This window comes from Janthinobacterium aestuarii (genome assembly GCF_051380835.1).
Classification (GTDB): domain Bacteria; phylum Pseudomonadota; class Gammaproteobacteria; order Burkholderiales; family Burkholderiaceae_D; genus Janthinobacterium; species Janthinobacterium aestuarii.
The window spans coordinates 123,121-144,424 of record NZ_JBNYXU010000001.1 but is presented as its reverse complement, the minus strand read 5'-3'; the positions used below and the strand labels follow the sequence as shown (position 1 = coordinate 144,424).

The 21,304-nt window shown below is 61.7% G+C and carries 20 protein-coding genes; 6 read left to right on the top strand and 14 right to left on the bottom strand.

Annotated elements, in window-relative coordinates; translation table 11 throughout:
• Genes paaG through paaA form a run of 6 tightly spaced genes read right to left on the bottom strand, consistent with a single transcriptional unit; the run spans position 1 to position 4,559 of the window.
• Positions 1 to 792 (bottom strand): 2-(1,2-epoxy-1,2-dihydrophenyl)acetyl-CoA isomerase PaaG, encoded by a 792-nt coding sequence (paaG, locus tag ACQ4WO_RS00670; RefSeq protein WP_436479823.1) that lies wholly within the window; start codon positions 790 to 792, stop codon positions 1 to 3.
• A gap of 50 nt (positions 793 to 842) precedes the next feature.
• A complete protein-coding gene (gene paaE / locus ACQ4WO_RS00665; RefSeq protein WP_436479822.1) occupies positions 843 to 1,922 on the bottom strand; it encodes a 1,2-phenylacetyl-CoA epoxidase subunit PaaE in 1,080 nt (359 codons plus the stop codon).
• A 40-nt stretch (positions 1,923 to 1,962) separates the two neighbouring features.
• Complete coding sequence (gene paaD / locus ACQ4WO_RS00660) at positions 1,963 to 2,490, bottom strand: 1,2-phenylacetyl-CoA epoxidase subunit PaaD (RefSeq protein WP_436479821.1); 528 nt, start codon at positions 2,488 to 2,490, stop codon at positions 1,963 to 1,965.
• A complete protein-coding gene (gene paaC, locus ACQ4WO_RS00655) occupies positions 2,490 to 3,242 on the bottom strand; it encodes a 1,2-phenylacetyl-CoA epoxidase subunit PaaC (RefSeq protein ID WP_436480623.1) in 753 nt (250 codons plus the stop codon). Before paaC ends, paaD begins: the two co-directional genes overlap by 1 nt.
• 14 nt (positions 3,243 to 3,256) lie before the next feature.
• Positions 3,257 to 3,541: a 1,2-phenylacetyl-CoA epoxidase subunit PaaB gene (gene paaB / locus ACQ4WO_RS00650; protein WP_034746356.1), complete on the bottom strand. Its 285-nt coding sequence runs from the start codon at positions 3,539 to 3,541 to the stop codon at positions 3,257 to 3,259.
• Between the two features lie 28 nt (positions 3,542 to 3,569).
• Positions 3,570 to 4,559 (bottom strand): 1,2-phenylacetyl-CoA epoxidase subunit PaaA, encoded by a 990-nt coding sequence (gene paaA, locus ACQ4WO_RS00645; protein WP_436479820.1) that lies wholly within the window; start codon positions 4,557 to 4,559, stop codon positions 3,570 to 3,572.
• A gap of 267 nt (positions 4,560 to 4,826) precedes the next feature.
• Here paaA and paaX point away from each other — a divergent pair, with 267 nt between their 5' ends.
• Positions 4,827 to 5,756 (top strand): phenylacetic acid degradation operon negative regulatory protein PaaX, encoded by a 930-nt coding sequence (gene paaX / locus ACQ4WO_RS00640; RefSeq protein WP_436479819.1) that lies wholly within the window; start codon positions 4,827 to 4,829, stop codon positions 5,754 to 5,756.
• A gap of 97 nt (positions 5,757 to 5,853) precedes the next feature.
• On the opposite strand, the gene ACQ4WO_RS00635 is transcribed toward paaX, so the two are convergent.
• On the bottom strand, positions 5,854 to 6,108 hold the full coding sequence (locus ACQ4WO_RS00635; RefSeq protein ID WP_070301125.1) for a hypothetical protein: 255 nt from the start codon (positions 6,106 to 6,108) through the stop codon (positions 5,854 to 5,856).
• 141 nt (positions 6,109 to 6,249) lie between these two features.
• On the opposite strand from ACQ4WO_RS00635, the gene ACQ4WO_RS00630 reads away from it, so the two are divergent.
• Both ACQ4WO_RS00630 and ACQ4WO_RS00625 read left to right on the top strand, forming a co-directional pair.
• The gene (locus tag ACQ4WO_RS00630; protein ID WP_035822333.1) at positions 6,250 to 7,374 is read left to right on the top strand and encodes a M14 family metallopeptidase; all 1,125 of its coding nucleotides are present in this window, start codon (positions 6,250 to 6,252) and stop codon (positions 7,372 to 7,374) included.
• Positions 7,375 to 7,759: 385 nt separating this feature from the next.
• Positions 7,760 to 9,469 (top strand): methyl-accepting chemotaxis protein, encoded by a 1,710-nt coding sequence (locus ACQ4WO_RS00625; RefSeq protein WP_436479818.1) that lies wholly within the window; start codon positions 7,760 to 7,762, stop codon positions 9,467 to 9,469.
• Positions 9,470 to 9,492: 23 nt separating this feature from the next.
• On the opposite strand, the gene ACQ4WO_RS00620 is transcribed toward ACQ4WO_RS00625, so the two are convergent.
• The 3 genes from ACQ4WO_RS00620 to pmbA all read right to left on the bottom strand — a co-directional run bounded on the left by ACQ4WO_RS00620 (position 9,493) and on the right by pmbA (position 14,822).
• Positions 9,493 to 10,803, bottom strand: coding sequence for an aminotransferase class V-fold PLP-dependent enzyme (locus ACQ4WO_RS00620; RefSeq protein WP_436479817.1), 1,311 nt, complete (start codon positions 10,801 to 10,803; stop codon positions 9,493 to 9,495).
• Positions 10,804 to 10,815: 12 nt separating this feature from the next.
• A complete protein-coding gene (locus ACQ4WO_RS00615) occupies positions 10,816 to 13,227 on the bottom strand; it encodes a TonB-dependent receptor plug domain-containing protein (RefSeq protein ID WP_436479816.1) in 2,412 nt (803 codons plus the stop codon).
• Between the two features lie 242 nt (positions 13,228 to 13,469).
• Positions 13,470 to 14,822: a metalloprotease PmbA gene (gene pmbA, locus ACQ4WO_RS00610; RefSeq protein WP_436479815.1), complete on the bottom strand. Its 1,353-nt coding sequence runs from the start codon at positions 14,820 to 14,822 to the stop codon at positions 13,470 to 13,472.
• A gap of 96 nt (positions 14,823 to 14,918) precedes the next feature.
• Between pmbA and yjgA the strand changes: the two genes are divergently transcribed.
• The 3 genes from yjgA to ACQ4WO_RS00595 all read left to right on the top strand — a co-directional run bounded on the left by yjgA (position 14,919) and on the right by ACQ4WO_RS00595 (position 16,889).
• Positions 14,919 to 15,518 (top strand): ribosome biogenesis factor YjgA, encoded by a 600-nt coding sequence (yjgA, locus tag ACQ4WO_RS00605; RefSeq protein WP_034746337.1) that lies wholly within the window; start codon positions 14,919 to 14,921, stop codon positions 15,516 to 15,518.
• Positions 15,519 to 15,594: 76 nt separating this feature from the next.
• A complete protein-coding gene (gene mog / locus ACQ4WO_RS00600; RefSeq protein ID WP_058048219.1) occupies positions 15,595 to 16,224 on the top strand; it encodes a molybdopterin adenylyltransferase in 630 nt (209 codons plus the stop codon).
• Positions 16,221 to 16,889 carry an alpha/beta hydrolase gene (locus ACQ4WO_RS00595; protein WP_436479814.1) on the top strand — a complete coding sequence of 223 codons (669 nt, stop codon included), beginning with the start codon at positions 16,221 to 16,223 and terminating at the stop codon, positions 16,887 to 16,889. Before mog ends, ACQ4WO_RS00595 begins: the two co-directional genes overlap by 4 nt.
• Positions 16,890 to 16,945: 56 nt before the next feature.
• Here ACQ4WO_RS00595 and ACQ4WO_RS00590 read toward each other — a convergent pair whose 3' ends face one another.
• The 4 genes from ACQ4WO_RS00590 to ACQ4WO_RS00575 all read right to left on the bottom strand — a co-directional run bounded on the left by ACQ4WO_RS00590 (position 16,946) and on the right by ACQ4WO_RS00575 (position 21,303).
• Positions 16,946 to 18,499, bottom strand: coding sequence for a S1C family serine protease (locus ACQ4WO_RS00590; RefSeq protein WP_436479813.1), 1,554 nt, complete (start codon positions 18,497 to 18,499; stop codon positions 16,946 to 16,948).
• A 104-nt stretch (positions 18,500 to 18,603) separates the two neighbouring features.
• Positions 18,604 to 19,170 carry a carboxymuconolactone decarboxylase family protein gene (locus tag ACQ4WO_RS00585; RefSeq protein WP_436479812.1) on the bottom strand — a complete coding sequence of 189 codons (567 nt, stop codon included), beginning with the start codon at positions 19,168 to 19,170 and terminating at the stop codon, positions 18,604 to 18,606.
• Positions 19,170 to 20,018: a fumarylacetoacetate hydrolase family protein gene (locus ACQ4WO_RS00580; RefSeq protein ID WP_436479811.1), complete on the bottom strand. Its 849-nt coding sequence runs from the start codon at positions 20,016 to 20,018 to the stop codon at positions 19,170 to 19,172. Before ACQ4WO_RS00580 ends, ACQ4WO_RS00585 begins: the two co-directional genes overlap by 1 nt.
• Positions 19,963 to 21,303, bottom strand: coding sequence for an MFS transporter (locus ACQ4WO_RS00575; protein WP_436479810.1), 1,341 nt, complete (start codon positions 21,301 to 21,303; stop codon positions 19,963 to 19,965). The genes ACQ4WO_RS00580 and ACQ4WO_RS00575 overlap by 56 nt, the downstream gene beginning before the upstream one ends.
• Between the last annotated feature and the right edge of the window lies 1 nt (position 21,304).

Sequence of the window (21,304 nt, the reverse complement as noted above, 5' to 3'; positions counted from 1 at the left end):
TCAATGTCCCTTGAATTGCGGTGCGCGCTTTTCCATGAAGGCGGCCACACCTTCGCGGTAATCGTCGCTGTTACCGAGATCGCTCATCATGCGCGCTTCCAGCGCAAGCTGCTGCGGCAGGGTATTGGCGCCACTGGCGGCCAGCGCCTGCTTGGTGCAGGCCAGACCCTTGGTCGGCGCCGTGGAAAAGTGCACGGCCAGCTTGCGCGCTTCTTCGGCCAGCTGCGCGTCGTCCACGCATTTCCAGATCAGGCCCCAGTCTTCCGCTTTTTCCGCCGTCAGTTTTTCACCGAGCATGGCCAGGCCCATGGCGCGCGCGGAACCGATCAGGCGTGGCAGGAAGAAGGTGCCGCCCGTGTCCGGGATCAGGCCCAACTTGCAAAACACTTCGACGAAACTGGCCGATTTGCCGGCGATGACGATGTCGCAGGCCAGCGCCAGATTGGCGCCCGCGCCAGCGGCCACTCCATTGACGGCGCAAATCACGGGCATGGGCAAAGCCTTCAAGGCCAGCACCAGCGGCGCATAGTTCTTTTCCACCGATTCGCCCAGATCCACGCCTTTCGAACCCGGTTCCACAGCGCGGTCGGACAAATCCTGGCCCGCGCAAAAACCGCGGCCCGCGCCCGTCAGCACGAACACGCGCACGGTGCTGTCCGCATTGACTTTCGCAATCGCGTCGCGCACTTCCTCGTGCATGGATTGCGTAAAGCTATTGAGCTTGTCGGGACGGTTCAGGGTCAGGGTGGCGATACCCTGCTCGATGGTGAAGAGGATGTTTTGGTAGGTCATGGCGTCTCGCTTTTGTAATGGGTACGGCAGGGCGCGTGCCCTGCGCCGGCTTATTCTGCCTGGTCGAAATCGACCACGACCTTGTCGGTCAGCGGAAAACTCTGGCAGCTGAGGACGAAGCCGCGCGCCACTTCGTAGTCTTCCAGCGCGTAGTTGACGTCCATTTCGACCTTGCCGTCGAGGATCTTGCAGCGGCAGGTCGAGCATACGCCGCCCTTGCACGAGTAGCGCATGTCCAGCCCGGCGCGCAGGCCCGCGTCGAGGATGGATTCCTTGTCCTTGTCCATCGTGAAGGTGGTGTGGTTGCCGTCCATGATGACGGTCACTTCCGTTTCCTGCACGGCGTCGGCGGCCAGCTGAGCGCGCGGCTTGTGGGCGTTTTTCGGGATGCTGGCCGCGAACAGTTCGATCTTGATGTTCTGCTTCGGCATGCCGGCCGCCTGCAGGGCGGCGGAGACGCCCTGCATCATGTCTTCCGGGCCGCAGATAAACGCATTGTCGTAGTCTTCCACCTTGATCCAGTGCTGCAGGAACTGTTCGCATTTTTCCTGCGTGATGCGGCCGTTGAACAATTCGATGTCCTGCTGCTCGCGGCTCATCACGTAGACGAGGTTCAGACGCTCGAGGTACACATCCTTCAAGTCCGTCAATTCTTCCTTGAAGATGACGGACGACGAGGCGCGGTTGCCGTAGAACAGGGTAAAGCGGCTCAGGGGTTCCGTCAGCAGGGTCGTCTTGATGATGGAGAGGATGGGCGTGATGCCGCTGCCGGCCGCAAAGGCCAGGTAGTGCTTGCGGTTGACACAATCGAGCGGCACGTTGAAGTGCCCCATGGGCGGCATCACCTCGATGGTGGCGCCGGCCTTTAGTGTATCGTTGGCCCAGGTGGAAAAGGCGCCGCCGGGCGTGCGCTTGATGGCCACGCGCAGCGTGCCGTCCTGCACCGCCGAACAGATCGAGTACGAGCGGCGCACGTCTTCCGCATTGATATTGGCGCGCAGGGTCAGGTGCTGGCCCTGCTGGAAACGGAACTGCTGCTGCAACTCAAATGGCACGTCGAACGTGACGGCGATGGTGTCGCGCGTTTCGTTGCGCACGTTGGCTACGCACAGCGGATAAAATTTACTCATGCTTCATCTCCAGTTTCTTCGGAACGTGTGCCTGATTTTTTTAGTGGCACTTGAAGTAGTCAAACGGTTCGCGGCAAGCCATGCATTTATACAGGGCCTTGCACGGCGTGGAGCCGAACTGGCTGGTCAGCTGCGTGTGCGTCGAGCCGCAGTTCGGGCAGGTCACGTCCAGCTTGGGCATGGCCTGGCGCTTGACGCCACCACGCAGGCCGCTGATGTCGATCACCTGCTGCTGCGGCGGGGCGATGCCATAGCCTTTCAGCTTGACCTTGCCCGCTTCGCTCATCCAGTCCGTCGTCCAGGCGGGCGCCAGCTGGTTCACCAAGGTCACCTTGGCCACGCCATGGCTGCGCAAGGCCTCCGTGACGGCGTCGGCGATCACCTGCATGGCCGGGCAGCCCGAATACGTTGGCGTGATCGTCACGATGCATTCGTCGCCAGCCACCACATCGACGGCGCGCACGATGCCCAGGTCCACCACCGAAATGACGGGGATTTCCGGGTCCGGCACGTCGCCGAGCCAGGCCCAGACCTGGGCGGCGTCCAGCGCTGCCGTGGCCGTGTTCATTACCACTCCGCCCCGGGATAGGCGCGCTGCAGGAACTGCATCTCGGCCAGAATAAAGCCCAGGTGCTCCGTGTGCGTGCCCTGCTTGCCGCCTTTTTGCATCCAGGCGTCGGGCGCAGGCATGGTCAAGGTGGCTTCGGCGAAGATCTCGGCCACGTGTTCGAGGAAAGCCCGGCGCAGCACGTCCGATGGCGGCGCGATGCCGGCGGCGACCATGGCCTGGTCGACGGCGTCGTATGTGAACATCTCGCCCGTGTACATCCACAGCTTGTCGGCGGCGGCCTGCGTTTTCGCGTGGCTGTCGGCAGTACCGTCGCCGAGGCGCACGATCAGGTCGCCGCTGCGGCGCAAGTGATAAGTCACTTCCTTGATCGACTTTTGCGCCACTTCGACGATGCGCGCGTCCGCCGATTTCGTCAGTTCCAGCAGCTGGAAGTAGTGCCAGCTGTCGAAGAAGAACTGGCGCATCATGGTGTCGGCGTAATTGCCGTTCGGCTGTTCGACCAGCAGGCAGTTCTTGAAATCGTGGGCGTCGCGCAAAAAGGCGATGTCGTCCTCGTCGCGGCCCGCGTTTTCCAGCTCGGCCGCATAGCTGAACCACAAGCGCGTCTGGCCCAGCAAGTCCAGCGCCACATTGGTCAGCGCCATGTCTTCTTCCAGCGCCGGCCCCTTGCCGCACAGCTGCGACAGCTGCTGGCTGAGGATCAGGGCGTTGTCGCCCAGGCGCAAGAGGTAATTGACCTTGTCATCCATTGCAGGCGCTCCCATCACAAATTCTTGACTTCTTCCGGCATCGGGAAGAAGGTGGGATGGCGGTACACCTTGCTGTTCGACGGTTCGAACAGGGCGCCCTTGTCGCCGGGACTGCTGGCGACGATATCGGCCGCGCGCACCACCCAGATACTCACGCCTTCATTGCGGCGCGTGTAGACGTCGCGCGCATGGTTGACCGCCATGGTGGCGTCGGAAGCGTGCAGGCTGCCCACATGCTTGTGCGCCAGGCCGTGCTGGCTGCGGATGAAAACTTCCCACAATGGCCATTCTTTGCTCATGTTGCTATCCCCTATCTGTCTTATGTATTTACGCAGCCGCTTTGTTAGCAGCTTGCTTGTCTGCATACGCGACCAAGGCATCGCGGAACCATGCGCCGTCTTCGTACGCTTTCACGCGCGTTTGCAGGCGTTCGCGGTTGCACGGGCCATTGCCCTTCAGGACGTTGTTGAACTCGGACCAGTCGATCTCGCCGAATTCATAATGGCTCGTTTCCGCATTGAACTTCAGGTCGGGATCGGGCACGGTCAAGCCCAGGTATTCGATTTGCGGCACGGTCTGGTCGACCATGCGCTGGCGCAGTTCGTCGTTCGAGAACAGCTTGATGCGCCATTGCGCCGACTGGGCGCTGTTGACGGAGGCGGCGTCGGACGGGCCGAACATCATCAAGGATGGCCACCACCAGCGGTTCAGTGCATCCTGCGCCATGGCTTTCTGCTCGGGCGTGCCCTTGCACAGCGACATCATGATGTCGTAGCCCTGGCGCGCATGGAATGATTCTTCCTTGCAGACGCGGATCATGGCGCGCGCATACGGACCATACGAGCAGCGGCACAGGGGAATCTGGTTGATGATGGCCGAGCCGTCGACGAGCCAGCCGATGGCACCCATGTCGGCCCACGACAAGGTGGGATAGTTGAAGATGCTCGAATACTTGGCTTTGCCCGAGTGCAAGGCAGCCAGCAAGTCGTCGCGCGATACGCCCAGGGTTTCCGCGGCGCTGTACAGGTACAGGCCGTGGCCCGCTTCGTCCTGAATCTTCGCCAGCAGGATGGATTTGCGTTTCAGGGTCGGGGCGCGCGTGACCCAGTTACCTTCGGGCAATTGGCCGACGATTTCCGAGTGTGCGTGCTGCGAAATCTGGCGGATCAGGGTCTTGCGGTAGGCGTCCGGCATCCAGTCCTTGGCCTCGATCTTGATACCTTCGTCGATGCGCGCCTGGAAAGCGCGCTCTTCTTGACCCATGTCGTCGAGGGAACGGACGTTCTTGAGGCCGGTTTCAACCATTTGTGCGTACATGATGTGTCTCCCATGTCTTTGATTTTGCGCAGCAACGCGGTGCGATAAACAGATAATACGATACAAAAAACGATTTGCATACACTTGATATGAATCATTTTAAAATTTCGTATCTTGTGCAGCTTTTTTGTGCGTATGATATTGCTTATGAGAAAACACCATGGAGTGCCACCAGCGCTTCCGGCAAATTATTGCCGCGCTACCCGCGCAGCCAAGTAAACTGCTGCTTTTATTGAACAGACCGCAACACGGCCAGACCGGAACCACATGAAGAACACCCGCTGCACGGCATGGATAGCCGATTTCCTGGAAAGCGACCCACCGCGCTCGAAGTCCCTGGTGATGACCATCTTTGGCGACGCCATCGTGCCGCGCGGCGGCGCCATCTGGCTGGGCAGCCTGATCGAACTGCTGGCGCCATTCGGCGTCAACGACCGCTTATTGCGTACCAGCGTGTTCCGCCTGGCGCAGGAAGGCTGGCTCAGCTCGCAGCGCGACGGCCGCCGCAGTGCCTATACGATACGTCCGGAGGCGCTGGCCCGCTTCGAACGCGCCTACCGCCGCATCTATGCGCCGCTGGTCGTGCATTGGGATGGCAGCTGGACCCTGGTGATCGGACCGGCCGGCAGCATTGGCGCCGCCGAGCGGGGGGCACTACGCAAGGAATTATTGTGGGCCGGCTATGGTTTGATTTCTCCCGGCATCTTTGGCCACCCCGCCAGCAATGCGGAAGCGCTGGAAGATATCCTCGTGCGCAACGAGGTGCAGGGCAAGCTGTACGTCTGCCACACCACGGAATTGCCGGGCGTGAGCACGCGCCCCCTGCGCGACATGGTGGGGGACTGCTGGGACTTGTCGGAAGTAATGGCCGGCTACGAAAAATTCATCGCCAGCTTCCAGCCGCTGCTGACCCTGCTGCAAGAAGAACCCGTGTTCGACGCGGAGCAGGCGTTCGTCATCCGCTCGCTGCTGACGCACGCCTACCGCCGCGTGCAGTTGCACGACCCGCAACTGCCCGTCGAACTGCTGCCCGAACCGTGGCCCGGCACGCAAGCGTATGCGCTGGCGCGCGACCTGTACCGCATCACGTATGCGGCGGCCGAGGAACATATCCTGGCCACCTTGCGGCGCGAGGATGAGCAGGCGCCGGACGTCGAGCCGTGGTTCTACGAACGATTTGGCGGTCTGACTACTTGAACGTCTGAAAAATGTTCAGGGCCAGGCGCGTGGCCGCAGGCAGTACGACTAGTACGCCAAGGCCACGCAACGCCGCCATGGGCATTTTCTCAGGCGTTCACTGTTTCACCACTACTTGCTTGGCCCCTGCCAACAAATCCTGCCCCAGCTTTTCCAGCGCATTGACCTGCACCAGCATGGTGTCGAGGATGGCGACGTTGAACGTGTATTCGGCCGGCGTCGTATAGCCGGGGAAACGTATGATGCGCAGCAATTCCTGCAAGGTCGTGCCCTTGCCCAGGTGCGCCAGGGCGTCGCTGAGGGCGCTGACTTTCTTTTCCAGTTCGCGTATGTGTTTGCCGTTGTCATCCATGATGATCTCCCCGTGTTGGAGCTTCCACGTTAGCAAAGCATGTCCGTCATCGCTTGCGCCAGCACAAAGGCCACCGCAAAACAGGTATCATCGCGCCATTGCACACGATGCAAAACCCATACGTTTTTATCAGGAACACTCATGACCATTAAAATCAGCCAGCAATTCGACGCCGGCGCGATCGAGGTGCTGCGCGCCGACGATGCCCACTCCATCGAGCTGAACATCCGCAAGGATTCCCACGCCGACATCACGCAGTGGTTTTACTTCCGCCTGCAAGGCGCGCAAGGCGAGGCGTGCACGATCCGCTTCATGAACGCAGGCAAGTCGGCCTACCCGGACGGCTGGAAAGATTACCAGGCCGTCGCCAGCTACGACCGCGAAACCTGGTTCCGCGTGCCGACCAGCTTTGACGGCACCGTGATGACGATCGAACATACGCCGGAAGAAGAAAGCGTGTACTACGCCTACTTCGAGCCGTATCCATGGGACCGCCATCTGGCCCTGATCGACAGCGCGCAAGCGTCGCCGCTGGTGCGCCTGATCGACCTGGGCAGCACCGTCGAAGGCCGCGACATGAACTTGCTGGTCGTCGGCGACGCCGATGCCGAGAAAAAAGTCTGGGTCATCGCGCGCCAGCATCCCGGTGAAACGATGGCCGAATGGTTTGTCGAAGGCATGCTCGAAGCCTTGCTGGACCAGGCCAATCCGTTTGCCCGCCAGTGCCTGCAGGACGCCGTCTTCTACGTGGTGCCGAACATGAACCCGGACGGTTCCGTGCATGGCAACCTGCGCACCAACGCGGCTGGCGCCAACCTGAACCGCGAATGGATGACGCCGACGATGGAGCGCAGCCCGGAAGTATTCCTGGTGAAACAGAAAATGCATGAAATCGGCTGCGACCTGTTCCTCGACGTGCATGGCGACGAAGGCTTGCCTTACGTCTTTGTGGCCGGCAGCGATGCGCTGGAAAATTTCACGCCTGCACAAAAGGCCGAGCAAGACCGCTTCATCGCCGACTTCAAGGTGGCCAGCCCCGACTTCCAGGATGAGCACGGCTACGAAGACGGCCCGTTCACGCCGGAAGTGCTGACCATGGGTTCGCCCCACATCACCCACGCCTTCGGCTGCCTGTCGCTGACCCTGGAATTGCCGTTCAAGGACAACGCCAACGATCCCGACCCGCAAACGGGCTGGAGCGGCGCCCGCAGCGCCGCTCTGGGCGCGGCCGTGCTGCAGCCTATCCTCTCTACCTTGCGCGCCTGAGCGCCAGGGCCACACCGGCCCGCTTGACCCCATGCCCCGCTCGCCGGGGCATTTTTTTTGCCCGCGCGGCAAGCGTTGCTGGCCCGGTAATTTTTTGCGCGAACATCTTGCTTGCCAGAAATTATCGTCCTACACTGAACAACAAAATCGGACCGTGCCATTCTGTGCGGCCCCTCAAGAATACGCCGCTGGCCCCGTCGCCGGCGCTCTGCAATGCGCATCCATGGCATTGCCCTTGACATCACGGCCCCATACCTGCCGAGCTAGCTCTCTGTAACGCAAAACTGACCGCATCAGCATCGTCGCGGACGGACGCCGCCTGTCCGCAGAACGATGCCCAGCGCACGCTTTCCGCTTTCCGCTTTCCGCCAAGGATGAATGACTTATGTCCAAGCTTAAAATCAGTACCCGCCTGGCCTTCAGTTTCGGCCTGATCATTGTCCTGCTTATCATGGTGGCATTTGTTTCCATTAGCCGCATCCGCAACATCAATGCCTCGACGGAAAAAATCCTCAATGACCGCTATGCCAAGGTCATGCTATCCAATGCGATACAGTTCGAAGTCAATGTCCAGGCCCGTATCTTGGGCATCGCCATCATCGGCGCCAACGATGCTGACGAAGTCAGCAGTTCCGTAGCCAAGGTACAGGCGTCGGTCAAAAAGAACGTGGAACTGCTGGCGCGCCTGAAAGCCCTGGTCAACACACCCAAAGGCCAGGAGCTGTTCCAGGCCGTGGCGAACGGCCACGAAGCCTATGGCAAGACGCGCGATGCGAATATCAAGCTGTTACAAGAAGGCAAATCGGAAACGGCGGGCATTTTCCTGCTGACGCAGCTGCGTTATCCGCAAGAAAAATTCCTGACTGCACTGGCGGCCATGGCCAACTTCCAGGAATTGCTGATGGAAAGCGAAGGCAAGCAAGCCGCCGCCGATGGGCGCATGGCCATCATCCTGTCCCTGTCCCTGTCGGTCGCCGCGACGGCCATTGCCATTACACTGGCCATGCTGATCAGCCGCTCGATCAGCCGCCCCATAGCCGAAGCCGTCAAGGTGGCGCAACGGGTGGCAGCCGGCGACTTGTCGGTTACCATCGACGCGCGCGGCAACGATGAAACGGGCCTGCTGCTGCGGGCCTTGAAAGAGATGAATGACAATCTGCAAGGCATCGTGGCCCGCGTGCGCCATGGCACGGATGCCATCGCCCACGGCTCGCGTGAAATCGCCTCCGGCAATATGGACCTGTCGTCGCGCACGGAACAGCAAGCCAGCTCGCTGGAAGAAACGGCATCGTCGATGGAGGAACTGACGTCGACCGTCAAGCAGAATGGCGAAAATGCGCGCCAGGCCAACCAGATGGCGCAATCGGCCTCCAGCGTGGCCAGCAAGGGCGGGCAGGTAGTGGCCGAAGTGATCACGACCATGGACTCCATCACTGCCTCGTCGAAGAAAATCGCCGACATCATCGGTGTCATCGACGGCATTGCTTTCCAGACCAATATCCTGGCCCTGAATGCGGCCGTGGAAGCGGCGAGGGCGGGCGAGCAGGGACGGGGCTTTGCCGTGGTCGCCACGGAAGTGCGCAACCTGGCCCACCGCTCCGCCTCCGCCGCGAAGGAAATCAAGATCCTCATCGACGACTCCGTGCACCAGGTCAACCTCGGCAGCAGCCTCGTGAACCAGGCGGGCAGTACCATGGAAGAGATCGTCAGCAGCGTGCGGCGCGTCACGGACATCATGGCCGAGATCACGTCCGCCAGCAACGAGCAGGAAGCGGGCATTGAACAGATCAACCAGGCCATCACGGAAATGGATGCCGTGACACAACAAAATGCGGCCCTCGTGGAAGAGGCGGCCGCCGCGTCCGAAACCCTTCAGGATCAGGCCGGCATCCTGGCCGAAGCCGTCAGCGTGTTCAAGCTCGACGGCACGCCGGCGCTGCCGCCGGCGCAGGTGCAAACCATCCGCGCTCCGGCACGCGCGCCAGCCAAGCTTGCCGCCGCGCCACGCGTCACGGCCACTGCCGTCCCCGCCAGGAAAGCAGGCAAGGCGGGGGCACTGGCCGTGGTCGCCGATACCGATTGGGAAGAGTACTGAGCCCCCCCCCTGCCGAAGCAAACTCAGCCCTTGGCCACCTTGCGCAGGGCATCGGCCAGCCGGTCCAGATGCGACTCCGGTGTAAAGATGCCTGGCGTGACGCGCACGCACGCACCACTGGCAAGACCGTCGCGCGGCACGGCAAAGATGCCGTGTTCCCGCACCAGCTTTTTCGACAGGGCATAACTGTCGGCCACGCTGGTCTTGCCTTTCAAGCGGAACGAGGCGATGGCGCTCGTCAGGCGCGGATCGCTCGATGCCAGCACCTCGATGCCATCGATGCCGTGTGCCGCTTCCACCCAGCGGTTGCGCAGCAGCCGCAGCCGCGCCTGCTTGTTGGCCACGCCGATCTGCGCATGCAAGTCCAGCGCCGCTGGCAAGCTCAGGTAGGCGGCGAAATTCACCGTGCCCGTGTGCACGCGGGTGCGGATATCGTCGCCCGCCTTTTCTCCCAGCCAGGGATCGATATCGGCCACCCTGCCCCGCTTGATGTAGGCAGCGCCCACGCCGACGGGTGCACCTATCCATTTGTGCAAGTTGATGCCGGCAAAGTCCGCCTGCAAATCGGGGATCGTCATGTCCAGCTGGCCAAAACCGTGCGCCGTATCGACGATGACATCGATACCGCGCGCGCGCGCCAGACGGCTGATCTCGGCCACGGGCAAGACCATGCCGTTACGGTGATTGACATGTGTCAGCAGCATCAGTTTCAAGGTCGGATGACGCTCCATGGCGGCAACATAGGCGGCAACGACGTTGTCATGCGTAAACGGTTCCGGCATGTCGATATGGACCACCTGGGCACCGCGCCGCTGCTGCAACCAGCGCGTGACGGTAATCATATTGTCGTAATCGATGTCCGCGTATAACACCGCATCGCCGGGCTGCAAGCGGTTATAGCCGGCGATCAAGACTTGCAGCGCTTCCGTGGCGCCCCGCGTCAGCACGATTTCATCGATAGCCACGCCCAGCGCCCTGGCCGCCGCCGCGCGCGCCGCCTCGACGTCGGCCGGAAAACGCATGCGCGCATACCAGGCGTTATCGCGGTTGACCATGGCCAGTTGCTGCTCGTAATGACGCAGCACTGGCCTGGCCATCGAACCCCAGTAAGCATTGTCGAGTTGCACGATGGCATCAGCCGTGTCGTATTGCGCGGCGACCGCCTGCCAATAAGCCTGGTTGCTGGCCAAGGCTTCCGGCGAGGTGCCGGCCGGCACCGCTGGCAAAGGTGGAGCCAAACCAGACGCAGCGGCCGCCGATCCTGCACCCACCGTCAAAGGCAGCGCCGCCGCCAGTGTACCCGCGCGCAACAGGGCGCGGCGTTGTGGATTCATCGTCATCTCCCCTTAAAATTTCACTTTGTATTCGACGTACAGATTGCGGCCGTCCGTGTCGTAAGGTGCGTTGCGCGAATAGATCAGACCGCGGCTGGCCTGGAAGCTTGCCTCATCAGGATACTTGTCCAGCACGTTGTCGACGCCAGCACGGATCGATTGCTTGTCGTTGATCTTGTAGCTGACAGCCAGGTCGAGAAATTGCATGGCGCCAAAGCGCTGGAAGATATCGCCCGTGGCATTGCCGGAATTGTCCGTCCACGCGCCGTAGTAGCGCACGCGGGCCAGCGTATTCCAGCTGCCGAGGTCATAGTTGCCGCTGATGGTGGCTTTCTGCCGCGGCAGGCGCTCTTCGAACACCTGGCGCTGGGCTGGATTGGTCACCAGGCTGGACTTGCCGCCATCGACTTTCGTCGTGTTGTAGTTATACGCCAGGGTCAGGTTCAACTTGCCGTCGCCGATACGGCTCAGGTGGCTGCCCACGATATCGATGCCGCGCGTGGTGGTATCGAAGTCATTCGTGAAATAGCTGACCGAGGTGTAACGCAAGGGATTGGCCACGCCGGCCGGCACGGCGAATGCGGCGGACGTGCTGAAGCGGTCGCTGACCTTGATGTCATACACATCGACGGAACCGGAGAAACCGGCCGGCGTCTTCCAGGTAAAACCCAGCGACAGGTTCTTCGATTTTTCCGGCTTCAGCGCCTGCGCACCGAGCAGGATGGCCAGCGGATCGTTGTTGGCCAGGCGGCCGCTGGTAAACAACAGCAGGGTCTTGGTGTCGAGGCCCTGGTTTGTGCTGTTGGTATTCGACTGGCCAGGCGTTGGCGCACGGAAACCTGTCGAGTAGGAGCCGCGCAAGGCCAGGTCTTCGCTCAGCGCGTAGCGGGCGGACAACTTGCCGTTGACGGTGCTGCCAAATTCCGAGAAATGCTCATAGCGGGCCGCGCCGCCCAGACTCAGGGTCTTCGTGACGGGCACTTCCACGTCCAGATAGGCCGCATAGCTATCCTGGCCCCAACTGCCCGCCTGGCGGTCGCTGAAACCGGGGGCGCCGTTGGCGTTCGCGTCGAGACCGATGGCCGCGCCCGGCCCCACCGTCCAGGACGCCGCATCGCCCGCCTTCACGCCATAGGTTTCGTTGCGCGCTTCCGCGCCGAAGGCGATGTTGACCGGTTGCGGCAAGGAGGTCACGGGCAATTCATAGTTGAAGTTGGCGTTGAGAATCTTTTCCGCCTGCGACAACTGGCCCAGGTAGAAGGCCGTCGGGCTGGCTGGCCCCATCGAGGCATTGATGGAATTGGCCAAGTTGTAATCGATGCGGTTGCGGCCGTAGGAAGCGCTCACATCCCAGCCGAAGCGATCATTGAAGTGACCACGCACACCGGCGACCAACTGCAAGTCGTCCTGGTCGTTCGAATAGCTGGGGCTGAAGCCGAGCGGATACAGCCTGCGCAAATCCCAGCCGGGGAACAAGCTGCTGGTTTTATAGGCGCCTGTGCTGGTGTCGGGATTCCTCCAGTTAAAGTCCGAGGTGCCGTCGCTGCGGCTGAACAGGCCGAAACCGTACAATTCCATCGTGTCGGACAGGGCCATGCCGGCATTGAAGCCGATGCGCTTGCTGTCGAGTTCAGGCTGGCCCCAGCGCTGCACGGGATTGGGCACCTTGAGTTCCGGGTGGGCGTTCTGGAAAGCGATGGCGTCGGCCCGCTGGCGCGTGCGCGAAGTAGGGTCGGACTGGGCCAGCGCGCCGAAAATCGTCACCTTGCCCGTCTCGCCAAAGGCAAAGCCCGTCTTCAGGTTGATCTCATTGCCCTTGCCATCGCCTTCCGAATATTGCGAGTGGTGCACGGAGATTTCCGTACCGGGCGTGTCGTCGAGAATGATGTTGATCACGCCGGCGATCGCGTCGGAACCGTACTGCGCCGAGGCGCCGTCGCGCAGCACTTCGATGCGCTTGATGGCGGACACGGGAATCTGCGCCAGGTCGGGCGCCTGCGCGCCGCGCGCACCCAACAGGGCGCTGCGGTGGAAACGCTTGCCGTTAATCAGCACCAAAGTCTGGTCAGGCGACAGGCCGCGCAGGGTAGCAGGACGCACGAAGACTTGCCCGTCAGCCATCGGCAAGCGCTGCACCACGTACGAGGGAACCAGTTGCGCCAGCACGTCGTTCAAGTCCGACGACTCGACGGCGCCGATATCTTCGCGGTTGAACACATCCACGGGCGCCATGGTGTCGAATTGCGTACGGTTGCTGCCGCGCGTGCCAGTGACGATCACGGCTTGCGGGGTATCAATAGCGTCGCTGGCGGAAACGGGGACAGCGAGCGCATCGCCATGGGCTTGGGCCTGATTGGCGAACACGGCGGTCATGGCACACATCAGGGCCACCGCGCGGGCGATGCGGGTACGGGAGTCGGTCATGGAGAGTTCACTATGCAGGTTGGATCAACAACAACGCGTCACGGCAAGATTCGCATCTTGTATGAAATATCACGAAGTTCGGCTTACTTACATTAAAAGCATCTAAATTGCGCAGATAACGTCCGATGGCGACATCATACGAAGGCAATATTTCATCCGTATGACGAGCTGATCACTACTAAAAAAACACATGCCCATGAAAAAAGGCGCCAGCGGCGCCTTGAGTCAAGCAAATAACAACGTCAACCGCCGGCCACCACCATGCTCTCGATGAGGATGGACCCAGTCTCTTTGGTGCCGCGGCGCAAGGCGTCGGCGCCCACGGCCACGATGTTGCGCAGCATGTCCTTCATGTTGCCGGCGATGGTGATTTCTTCCACCGGGTATTGAATGACGCCATTTTCTACCCAGAAACCGGACGCGCCGCGTGAATAGTCGCCCGTCACGTAATTGGTTCCTTGCCCCATCAGTTCCGTCACCAGCAAGCCCGTACCCAGCTTTTTCAACATGGCGACAAAATCGTCGCTGGCGCCCGTCAGCTTCGAGGTCAGGTACAGATTGTGCGAACCGCCCGCGTTGCCCGTCGTCTGCATGCCCAGCTTGCGGGCCGTGTAAGTCGACAGGAAATAGCCTTGCACCACGCCATCCTTGACGACGTCGCGGCTGACGGTTTTCACGCCCTCTTCGTCGAACGGCGCCGAACCGACGCCGCCGATCACGTGCGGGTCTTCGAATATCTGCACGTGCGACGGCAGCACTTGCGTGCCCAGCGAGTCGTTCAGGAACGTGGACTTGCGGTACAGGGCACCGCCCGAGGTCGCTTGCACATAGGTACCGAGCAAGCCGGCCGCCAGCGGTGCCTCGAACAGCACGGGGCAAGTACGCGTGCCGAGTTTACGCGCATTCAGGCGCGACAGGGCGCGCTCGGCGGCGTAACGGCCGATGGCTTCCGGGCTCGACATTTTGGCGGCGTCGCGCACGGACGAATACCAGTCGTCACGCTGCATCTTGGCGCCCTTGCCGGCGATGGGCGCCACGGACAGGGTGTGGCGCGAAAACGGGTAGCCGCCGATGAAGCCGCGCGAATTGGCGGACACAAAGTGCGATTGCTGCACGTGCACGCTGGCGCCCTCGCTGTTGGTGATGCGCGGGTCGACGGCAAACGCGGCCGCTTCGGCCCGCTGGGCCAGTGCGACGGCTTCCTCGGTGGAAATGAGCCACGGATAGAACAGTTGCAAGTCGCGGGGGGACATTTCCAGCATGTCGGCGTCGGCCAAGCCGGCACAATCGTCCTCTGCCGTGAAGCGGGCGATGTTGTAGGCGGCATCCACCGTGGCGCGCAGGGCGGACGGCGAAAAGTCGGAGGTGCTGGCATTGCCGCGCTTCTTGCCGACAAACACGGTCACGCCCATGCCCTTGTCCTTGTTTTGCTCGATCGTCTCGATCTTGCCTTTTCGTACAGAAACGGACAGGCCACCGCCTTCGCTGACTTCGACGGCAGCGTCGGTGCCGCCCGCTTCCCGCGCAAAAGACAACACATCACGGGCTAGTTGCTGCAATTGCTCTTGACTATGGGTAAATACGGAGTCGTTCATGCGCTGTTTTCTTCGGAAAGCCGCTAAAAAGGTTATCATAGCAGTCGTTTACAGTTTACAGGAGCGGTCCACAAGTCCTCTCCCGCCTTATATATCATGCCAAATCCAAACCGGGGAGCTTGCGGCTTCCAATCGACCGAATTCGAACAGGAATATGAACGTCCGTCGAAATCGGAACTCAAACGCCAGATGACCGTCCTGCAAAAGCTGGGCGAAGAACTCGTCAATGAAGCACGCGACCGCGTCAAGCGCGTCCCGATGCCGGAAGACGTGCGCGACGCTATTCTCGAATGCCAGCAAATCAAGGATCACGAAGGCCGCCGCCGCCAGCTGCAATACGTGGGCAAGAAGATGCGCACCCTGGATGAAGAAGAAGTTGCCGCCATCCAACGCACCATCGATAGCTGGAAAGGCTTGTCGAAAGCCGACACCGCCAATATGCACGCGATGGAACGCCGCCGCGACAAGCTGTTGACGGACGACAAGGCACTGACCGTCTTGCTGTCGGAAAACCCGGAACTGGACGTGCAGCACCTGCGCACCCTGATCCGCAATGCCCGCAAGGAGCAGGCCGAGAACAAGCCGCCAAAAGCCTACCGCGAAATCTTCCAGATCTTGAAAGAGATCGCCAAGAAGAAAAACGGCGGCAAGAAAGATGCCGACGAAGATGACGTTGAAGGCGAAGACGACGAGTAAAAAACTGGGGTCTGACCCCAGCATTGACGAAAAACCGGGATCAGCCCGGTTTTTTTACGACATAGACAGGTGCCCCATGACCACGATAGAAGACGAATTGATTATCGGCCTCGTGTCGATCTCGGACCGCGCCAGCGGCGGCGTATATGAAGACCTGGGCATCCCGGCCCTGGAAAGCTGGCTGTCCGCCGCCATCCGCACGCCATTCCGCCTGGAAAAACGGTTGATCCCGGATGAGCGCTCGCAAATTGAAAACACCCTGATCGACATGGTCGATCTGAGCCACTGCCATCTGATCCTGACGACGGGCGGCACAGGACCGGCGCGGCGCGACGTCACGCCGGACGCCACCTTGTCCGTCGGGACCAAGGAAATGCCCGGTTTCGGCGAACAGATGCGCCAGATCAGCCTGCAATTCGTGCCGACGGCGATCCTGTCGCGCCAGGTGGCCGTGATCCGCGAGACGCCCGAGCGCGCCGCCCTGATCATGAACTTGCCGGGCCAGCCGAAAGCCATCAAGGAAACCCTGGAAGGCTTGAAAGACGCCGCTGGCGTGCAACTGGTGAACGGCATCTTTGCCGCCGTGCCATATTGCATCGACCTCATCGGTGGCCCCTACATGGAAACCGATCCGGCCATCTGCAAGGCCTTCCGTCCCAAATCAGCGCTGCGTCCGGCGCAACCATTACCAGAGGAAAACACATGAGCAACTTGCTGGAAACCATAGAACTCGACAGCGCACCGAATCCCACCGTCTCCATCATCTGGATGCACGGCCTGGGTGCCGACGGCAACGACTTCGTGCCCCTGGTAAAAGAACTCGATTTGCGCGGCTACCCCGCCATCCGCTTCATTTTCCCCAGCGCCGGCACCATGCCCGTCACCATCAACAACGGTTATGTGATGCGCGCCTGGTATGACATCCTCGTGAACGACCTCGTGCGCCGCGAAGATGAGGCCGGCTTGCGCGCCTCGCAGGCGCAGATCGAAGCACTGATCGCGCGCGAAAAGGCGCGCGGCATTCCCGCCAGCCGCATCATCCTGGCCGGCTTCTCGCAAGGCTGCGCCATGACCTTGCAAACGGGCTTGCGCCACGCGGAACCGCTGGCCGGCCTGATGTGCCTGTCCGGCTATCTGCCGCTGGCCGACAAGACGGCAGCCGAGCGCACGCCGGCAAGCCTGCAGACGCCGGTCTTCATGGCGCACGGCACGGCCGACCCCGTGGTACCGGTCGCCCGCGCACAGCAGTCGCGCGACTTGCTCACCGGCATGGGTTACAAGGTAGAATGGCACGAATACATGATGCAGCACTCGCTGTGCCAGGAAGAGATCGACGCCATCGGCGCGTGGCTGAAAAAAGTGCTGGCATAAAATAAAACAGGCGCGGTGTGCGCCGCGCCTGTTGTCTTGCGAAACGCCGGGAACGATCAGTTCGCCGGCGTTTTTTCATTCCAGATTTTCAGCATGTCGGGCGACGCTTCCGAGCGGATGCCGTTGTCCGTCAGTATCGATTCCGTCGCTGCCAACATGTCCTTGCGGGGCACGACGACCATTTCCGCATCGCGCTGCTGGAAGCGGAATGTGAGCAAGTCATCGGTCTGGTCGCGCAGCAAGGACACCAGATGCGCCAGGCTGCGCACGCGCACGCCATTGACGGAATCGACGACCGAGAAGAAACGGGTGCTGTAGCCATTCATCAGCTTGTGCGGGAAGAAGGGTGCGGCGATCACCACCAGCTCATCGCGCTCGCTATCGGGCGCATCGCCGCGCCGCGTGGCCAGCGGATTGCCGGCAAACGCCATGCCGCCCAGGATCGCCGGGTTGCCATTTGGCGCTGCCATGAATTCCGTGGTGGCGCGCGAAAACACCATCGGACCGAAGATGAAATAGGACGGGTAATTGCCCTGCAGCCCGGCGATCAGCATCGGATGCGCGGCCGAGACGGGTACCTTGATTTTCAGGGGAGCGCCCTGGCGCACCACCGTCAACGGCAATTCGCCGTTTTTCGCCAGTTGCTGCACCCGGTACTGGAAGCGCACACGGCTGTTGGCATTCAGCTTGACCATGCCCTGGTTATCGATCGGAAAGTCGCCGATATGCGTGATGACATCCCACTCCTTGAGCGGATAAGCCGCATCCTTGCTGGCCGGCGACATCACGACGGCGCCCTCGACGCCCTTGGCCAGCTTCAAATAAGTGCGCAGCGCGGGGTTTTCCAGCGTTTGCGTCACGTCGCGCATGGCCGGCTTGCCCTTGGGCGCGCCGCTCTCCTGGTCGCGCAGGAACAGCTCGATTTCCTCGTTGGGGATGATGTAGCCGATGTTTTGCGCATTGAGCATGCCGGCAAAGGCCAGGCCGATCATCTTGTCGCCGGCAATCACGGGGCCACCGCTATTGCCCGGGTTGATGGCCGCATCGATCTGGATGCGCAGGCCGGAGACGGGGAAGTTGTAGCGCACGAATTCGATGCGCGAAACGATGCCCTTGGTGATCGACAATGACGTGCCGCCCGTCGGATAGCCATACGCGAGCACGGCATCGCGCACGTCGGGCAAGACATTGGCGCGCGGCACGGCTTTGTGGCTGGCGAAAAAACTGTCGTCGTCGATTTTCAGCAAGGCCAGGTCCATGCCGCGCGAGATGGCCAGCACGGTTGCCGGGATCTTGTCGCCGGCGCCGTTGGCCTGGATCTGCACCTGGCTGGCATAGCCGACCACGTGCGCATTGGTGAGGATGCGGCGGCCTTCGATGACGACGCCGGAGCCCGTCACCTCTTGCGGCGCGGCCTTGCTCCAGGGCTTGTACGGATCAGGCCCGCGCAGGGTGGAAAACACCTTGACGACGGAGTTTTCCAGGGCGGAAGCGCTGGCGCTGGCGGCCGTCTCGGCGGCCAGCGCACGCACCGTCATCAACGGGCAAAAAGAAAGGGCCAGCGCCAGGAAGGCGCGGCCCATCAGGGTGAAGCACGGACGAGTTTTCATTGAGCTTGTTGGCAATGGAAGGGAAGTAAAATTATATATTGAATAATTGCAACTTCATTACACTTTGTCCATCTTTGCCGAAGAACTCCTCTACACTCCTCTCATCAGGCGGGCAAGGGCGGCACGCCCAACGCCGGTACGGCCGTCTGCGCGCCATTCATCACCATGGCCAGGAAGGTGTAATAGCCATTGACACCCATCAAGTCGACCACGCCGTGCTCGCCGAACAGCGCCAGCGCCCGCGCATACGTGGCGTCGCTGATCCGCTTGTTCTGCTGCAGCTCGATGCAAAAGTCGTGCACGGCTTGCTCATCTTCCTTCAGGGCAAGCGGTACGCGCCGTTCCGCAATGGCGTCCACGGCCGCTTGCGCAATGCCGTTCTGCACGGCCAGCGGCGCGTGGATGGCCCACTCGACTTGCTGGTCGCACTGGCGCGCCGTCACCAGGATCGCCAGTTCCGACAGGCGCGTGCCGATGGCGCTGCGGTAGCGCAAGTACTCTCCCATGCGCTGCGCCGTTTCCATCAGCTCGGGGCTGCGGATCAGCGGCACGAAGGGGCCGTACAGCGCCCCGCGCGGACCGTCGATGATGGCTTGCGCGGCCGCGCGCTGCTGCGGGTCCAGCTGGTCCAGCGGCAGCGGCGGCAAACGGTCGATATCGCAACCGGCCATCAGGCGGTCCAGGCGACCACGTCCTGCTGCTGTTCGCCGAGGCCGGCAATACCCAGGCGCATGCTGTCGCCTTTTTTCAGGAAACGCTGCGGCTTGCGGCCCTGGCCCACGCCCGGCGGCGTGCCTGTGGCGATGACGTCGCCCGGTTCCAGGGTCATGAATTGCGACAAATAGCTGACGATCTGCGCCACCGTGAAGATCATGGTTTGCGTATTGCCGGTCTGCATGCGCTTGCCGTTGACTTCCAGGTACAGGTCCAGGTCCTGCTCGTCGATGACTTCATCGCGCGTCACCAGCCACGGGCCGACGGGGCCAAATGTGTCGCAGCCCTTGCCCTTGTCCCACTGGCCGCCCCGTTCCAGCTGGAACGAGCGTTCGGAAATGTCGTTGACGACGCAATAGCCGGCCACGTATTTCAAGGCGTCCTCTTCGCTCACGTATTGCGCGCGCGTGCCGATGATCACGCCCAGTTCCACTTCCCAATCCGTCTTTTTCGAGCCTTTTGGCAGCACGACATGGTCGTCCGGGCCATTCAGGCAAGTAATGGCCTTCATGAACACGATGGGTTCGGCGGGGATAGCCATGCCGGACTCGGCTGCATGATCCGCATAATTGAGGCCGATGCCGATGAACTTGCCAACTTTCGCCAGCGGCACGCCGAAGCGTGGATTGCCGCGCACCAGGGGCAAGGTCTTTTCGTCGAGCTTGGCCAGCTTGCGCAGGGCCTTGTCGGACAGTTGTGCGCCGTCAATATCGGCAATCACGCCGGACAGGTCGCGCAGTTTGCCTTCTTCATCGATCAGGCCCGGTTTTTCCTTGCCTGGACGTCCATAACGAACGAGTTTCATAGTCTTCCTTGGAGTTGATCATTGCCGCTGTGCAGGCTGCCATTTTACCGGATGGCCCGGCACGCCTGTAGCGGTCAATGAAAAACATCGCAAGTCCCGGCAGTTGCAAGGCCGCCAGCACGCCAAACGCCGCCTGGTAGGCCTGCGGCGGATACTGCTGCTGGCTGTTCAAAGGCCAGCAGCCGAGAATCAGGCCAAAGCCCGCCTGCACCAGGAAGGCGCCCGTAAAAATGAGCAAATTGAGGCAGGTGGCCGCCCTGCCCGTCAGGCTGGCCGGCATGCTTTGCGCGACGATCGCATACTCGAGGCCCGTCACCGTGCCCAGCAAGGTAAACAGCACGGACAGCAAAGGCAGGCTCGGCACCACATTGCATGCCATCGCCACTTGCACGCCGACAAACAGGACGATGCCGGCGGCCGCCACCTGCATGGGTTCAATCGCGCGCCGCCCGGCCCATTCCGTCAGCATGCCCATGCCGATGGCGCCGAAGATGACGGCCGCCATGCCCAGGTACAACAAATACGCGACGTTATCGCCAGACAAGCCGCCCACGTCGGCCAGCCAGCGGCCTATCCACAAGCCCTGCACGCCAAAGAACACCGTGTGCGGCAGCAGGATCAGCGCGATGGTGCGGCGAAAGCCGGGATCGCGGTATACGCTCCAGACGCTGACCTTGCTCTTGACCGCGGCAGGTGCGGGCAGGGCCGGCGACAGCAGGCGGATCAGCAAGCCGATGGCCAGCGCCGCCAGCGCCAGGCCCAGGAACACGCCGCGCCAATCCGTGTAGTGCAGGGCCAGCTTGACGGGCATGGTGGCCGTGGCCGCACCGAGGCCGCCCACGGCGATCAGATAGCCATGTACGGACGGCAGGCGCGATGGGGCGATGGCGCACGAGACCGCTTTCACGGCGGCCATGAAACAGCCGCCCAGGCCCGCTCCCATCAAGGCGCGCGCCCACATCAGCTCGGCAAAGCTGTGGCCCCGGCTGAACAGCCACACGCCCAGGGCGGCCAGCGCCAGCAGCCACAGTTGCAGCGCGCGGGGACCGTAGCGGTCGAGCGCCATGCCGATCGGCAGTTGCACCAGCGCAAAGGCGAGAAAAAAGGCGCTGGTCAGCAGGCCCAGCTGGGTTGGCGTCAGGGCGATGGCGCCCAGCAACTCGGCCGTCAACACGGCATTGACGCCGCGCAGCAGGCACGACAGATAATGCCCGAGCGCGAACGGCAGGAATACCAGGCAAAACACGGCCACGCCGGAGCGGGCAGGCGCAACGGCCGCGTGCATG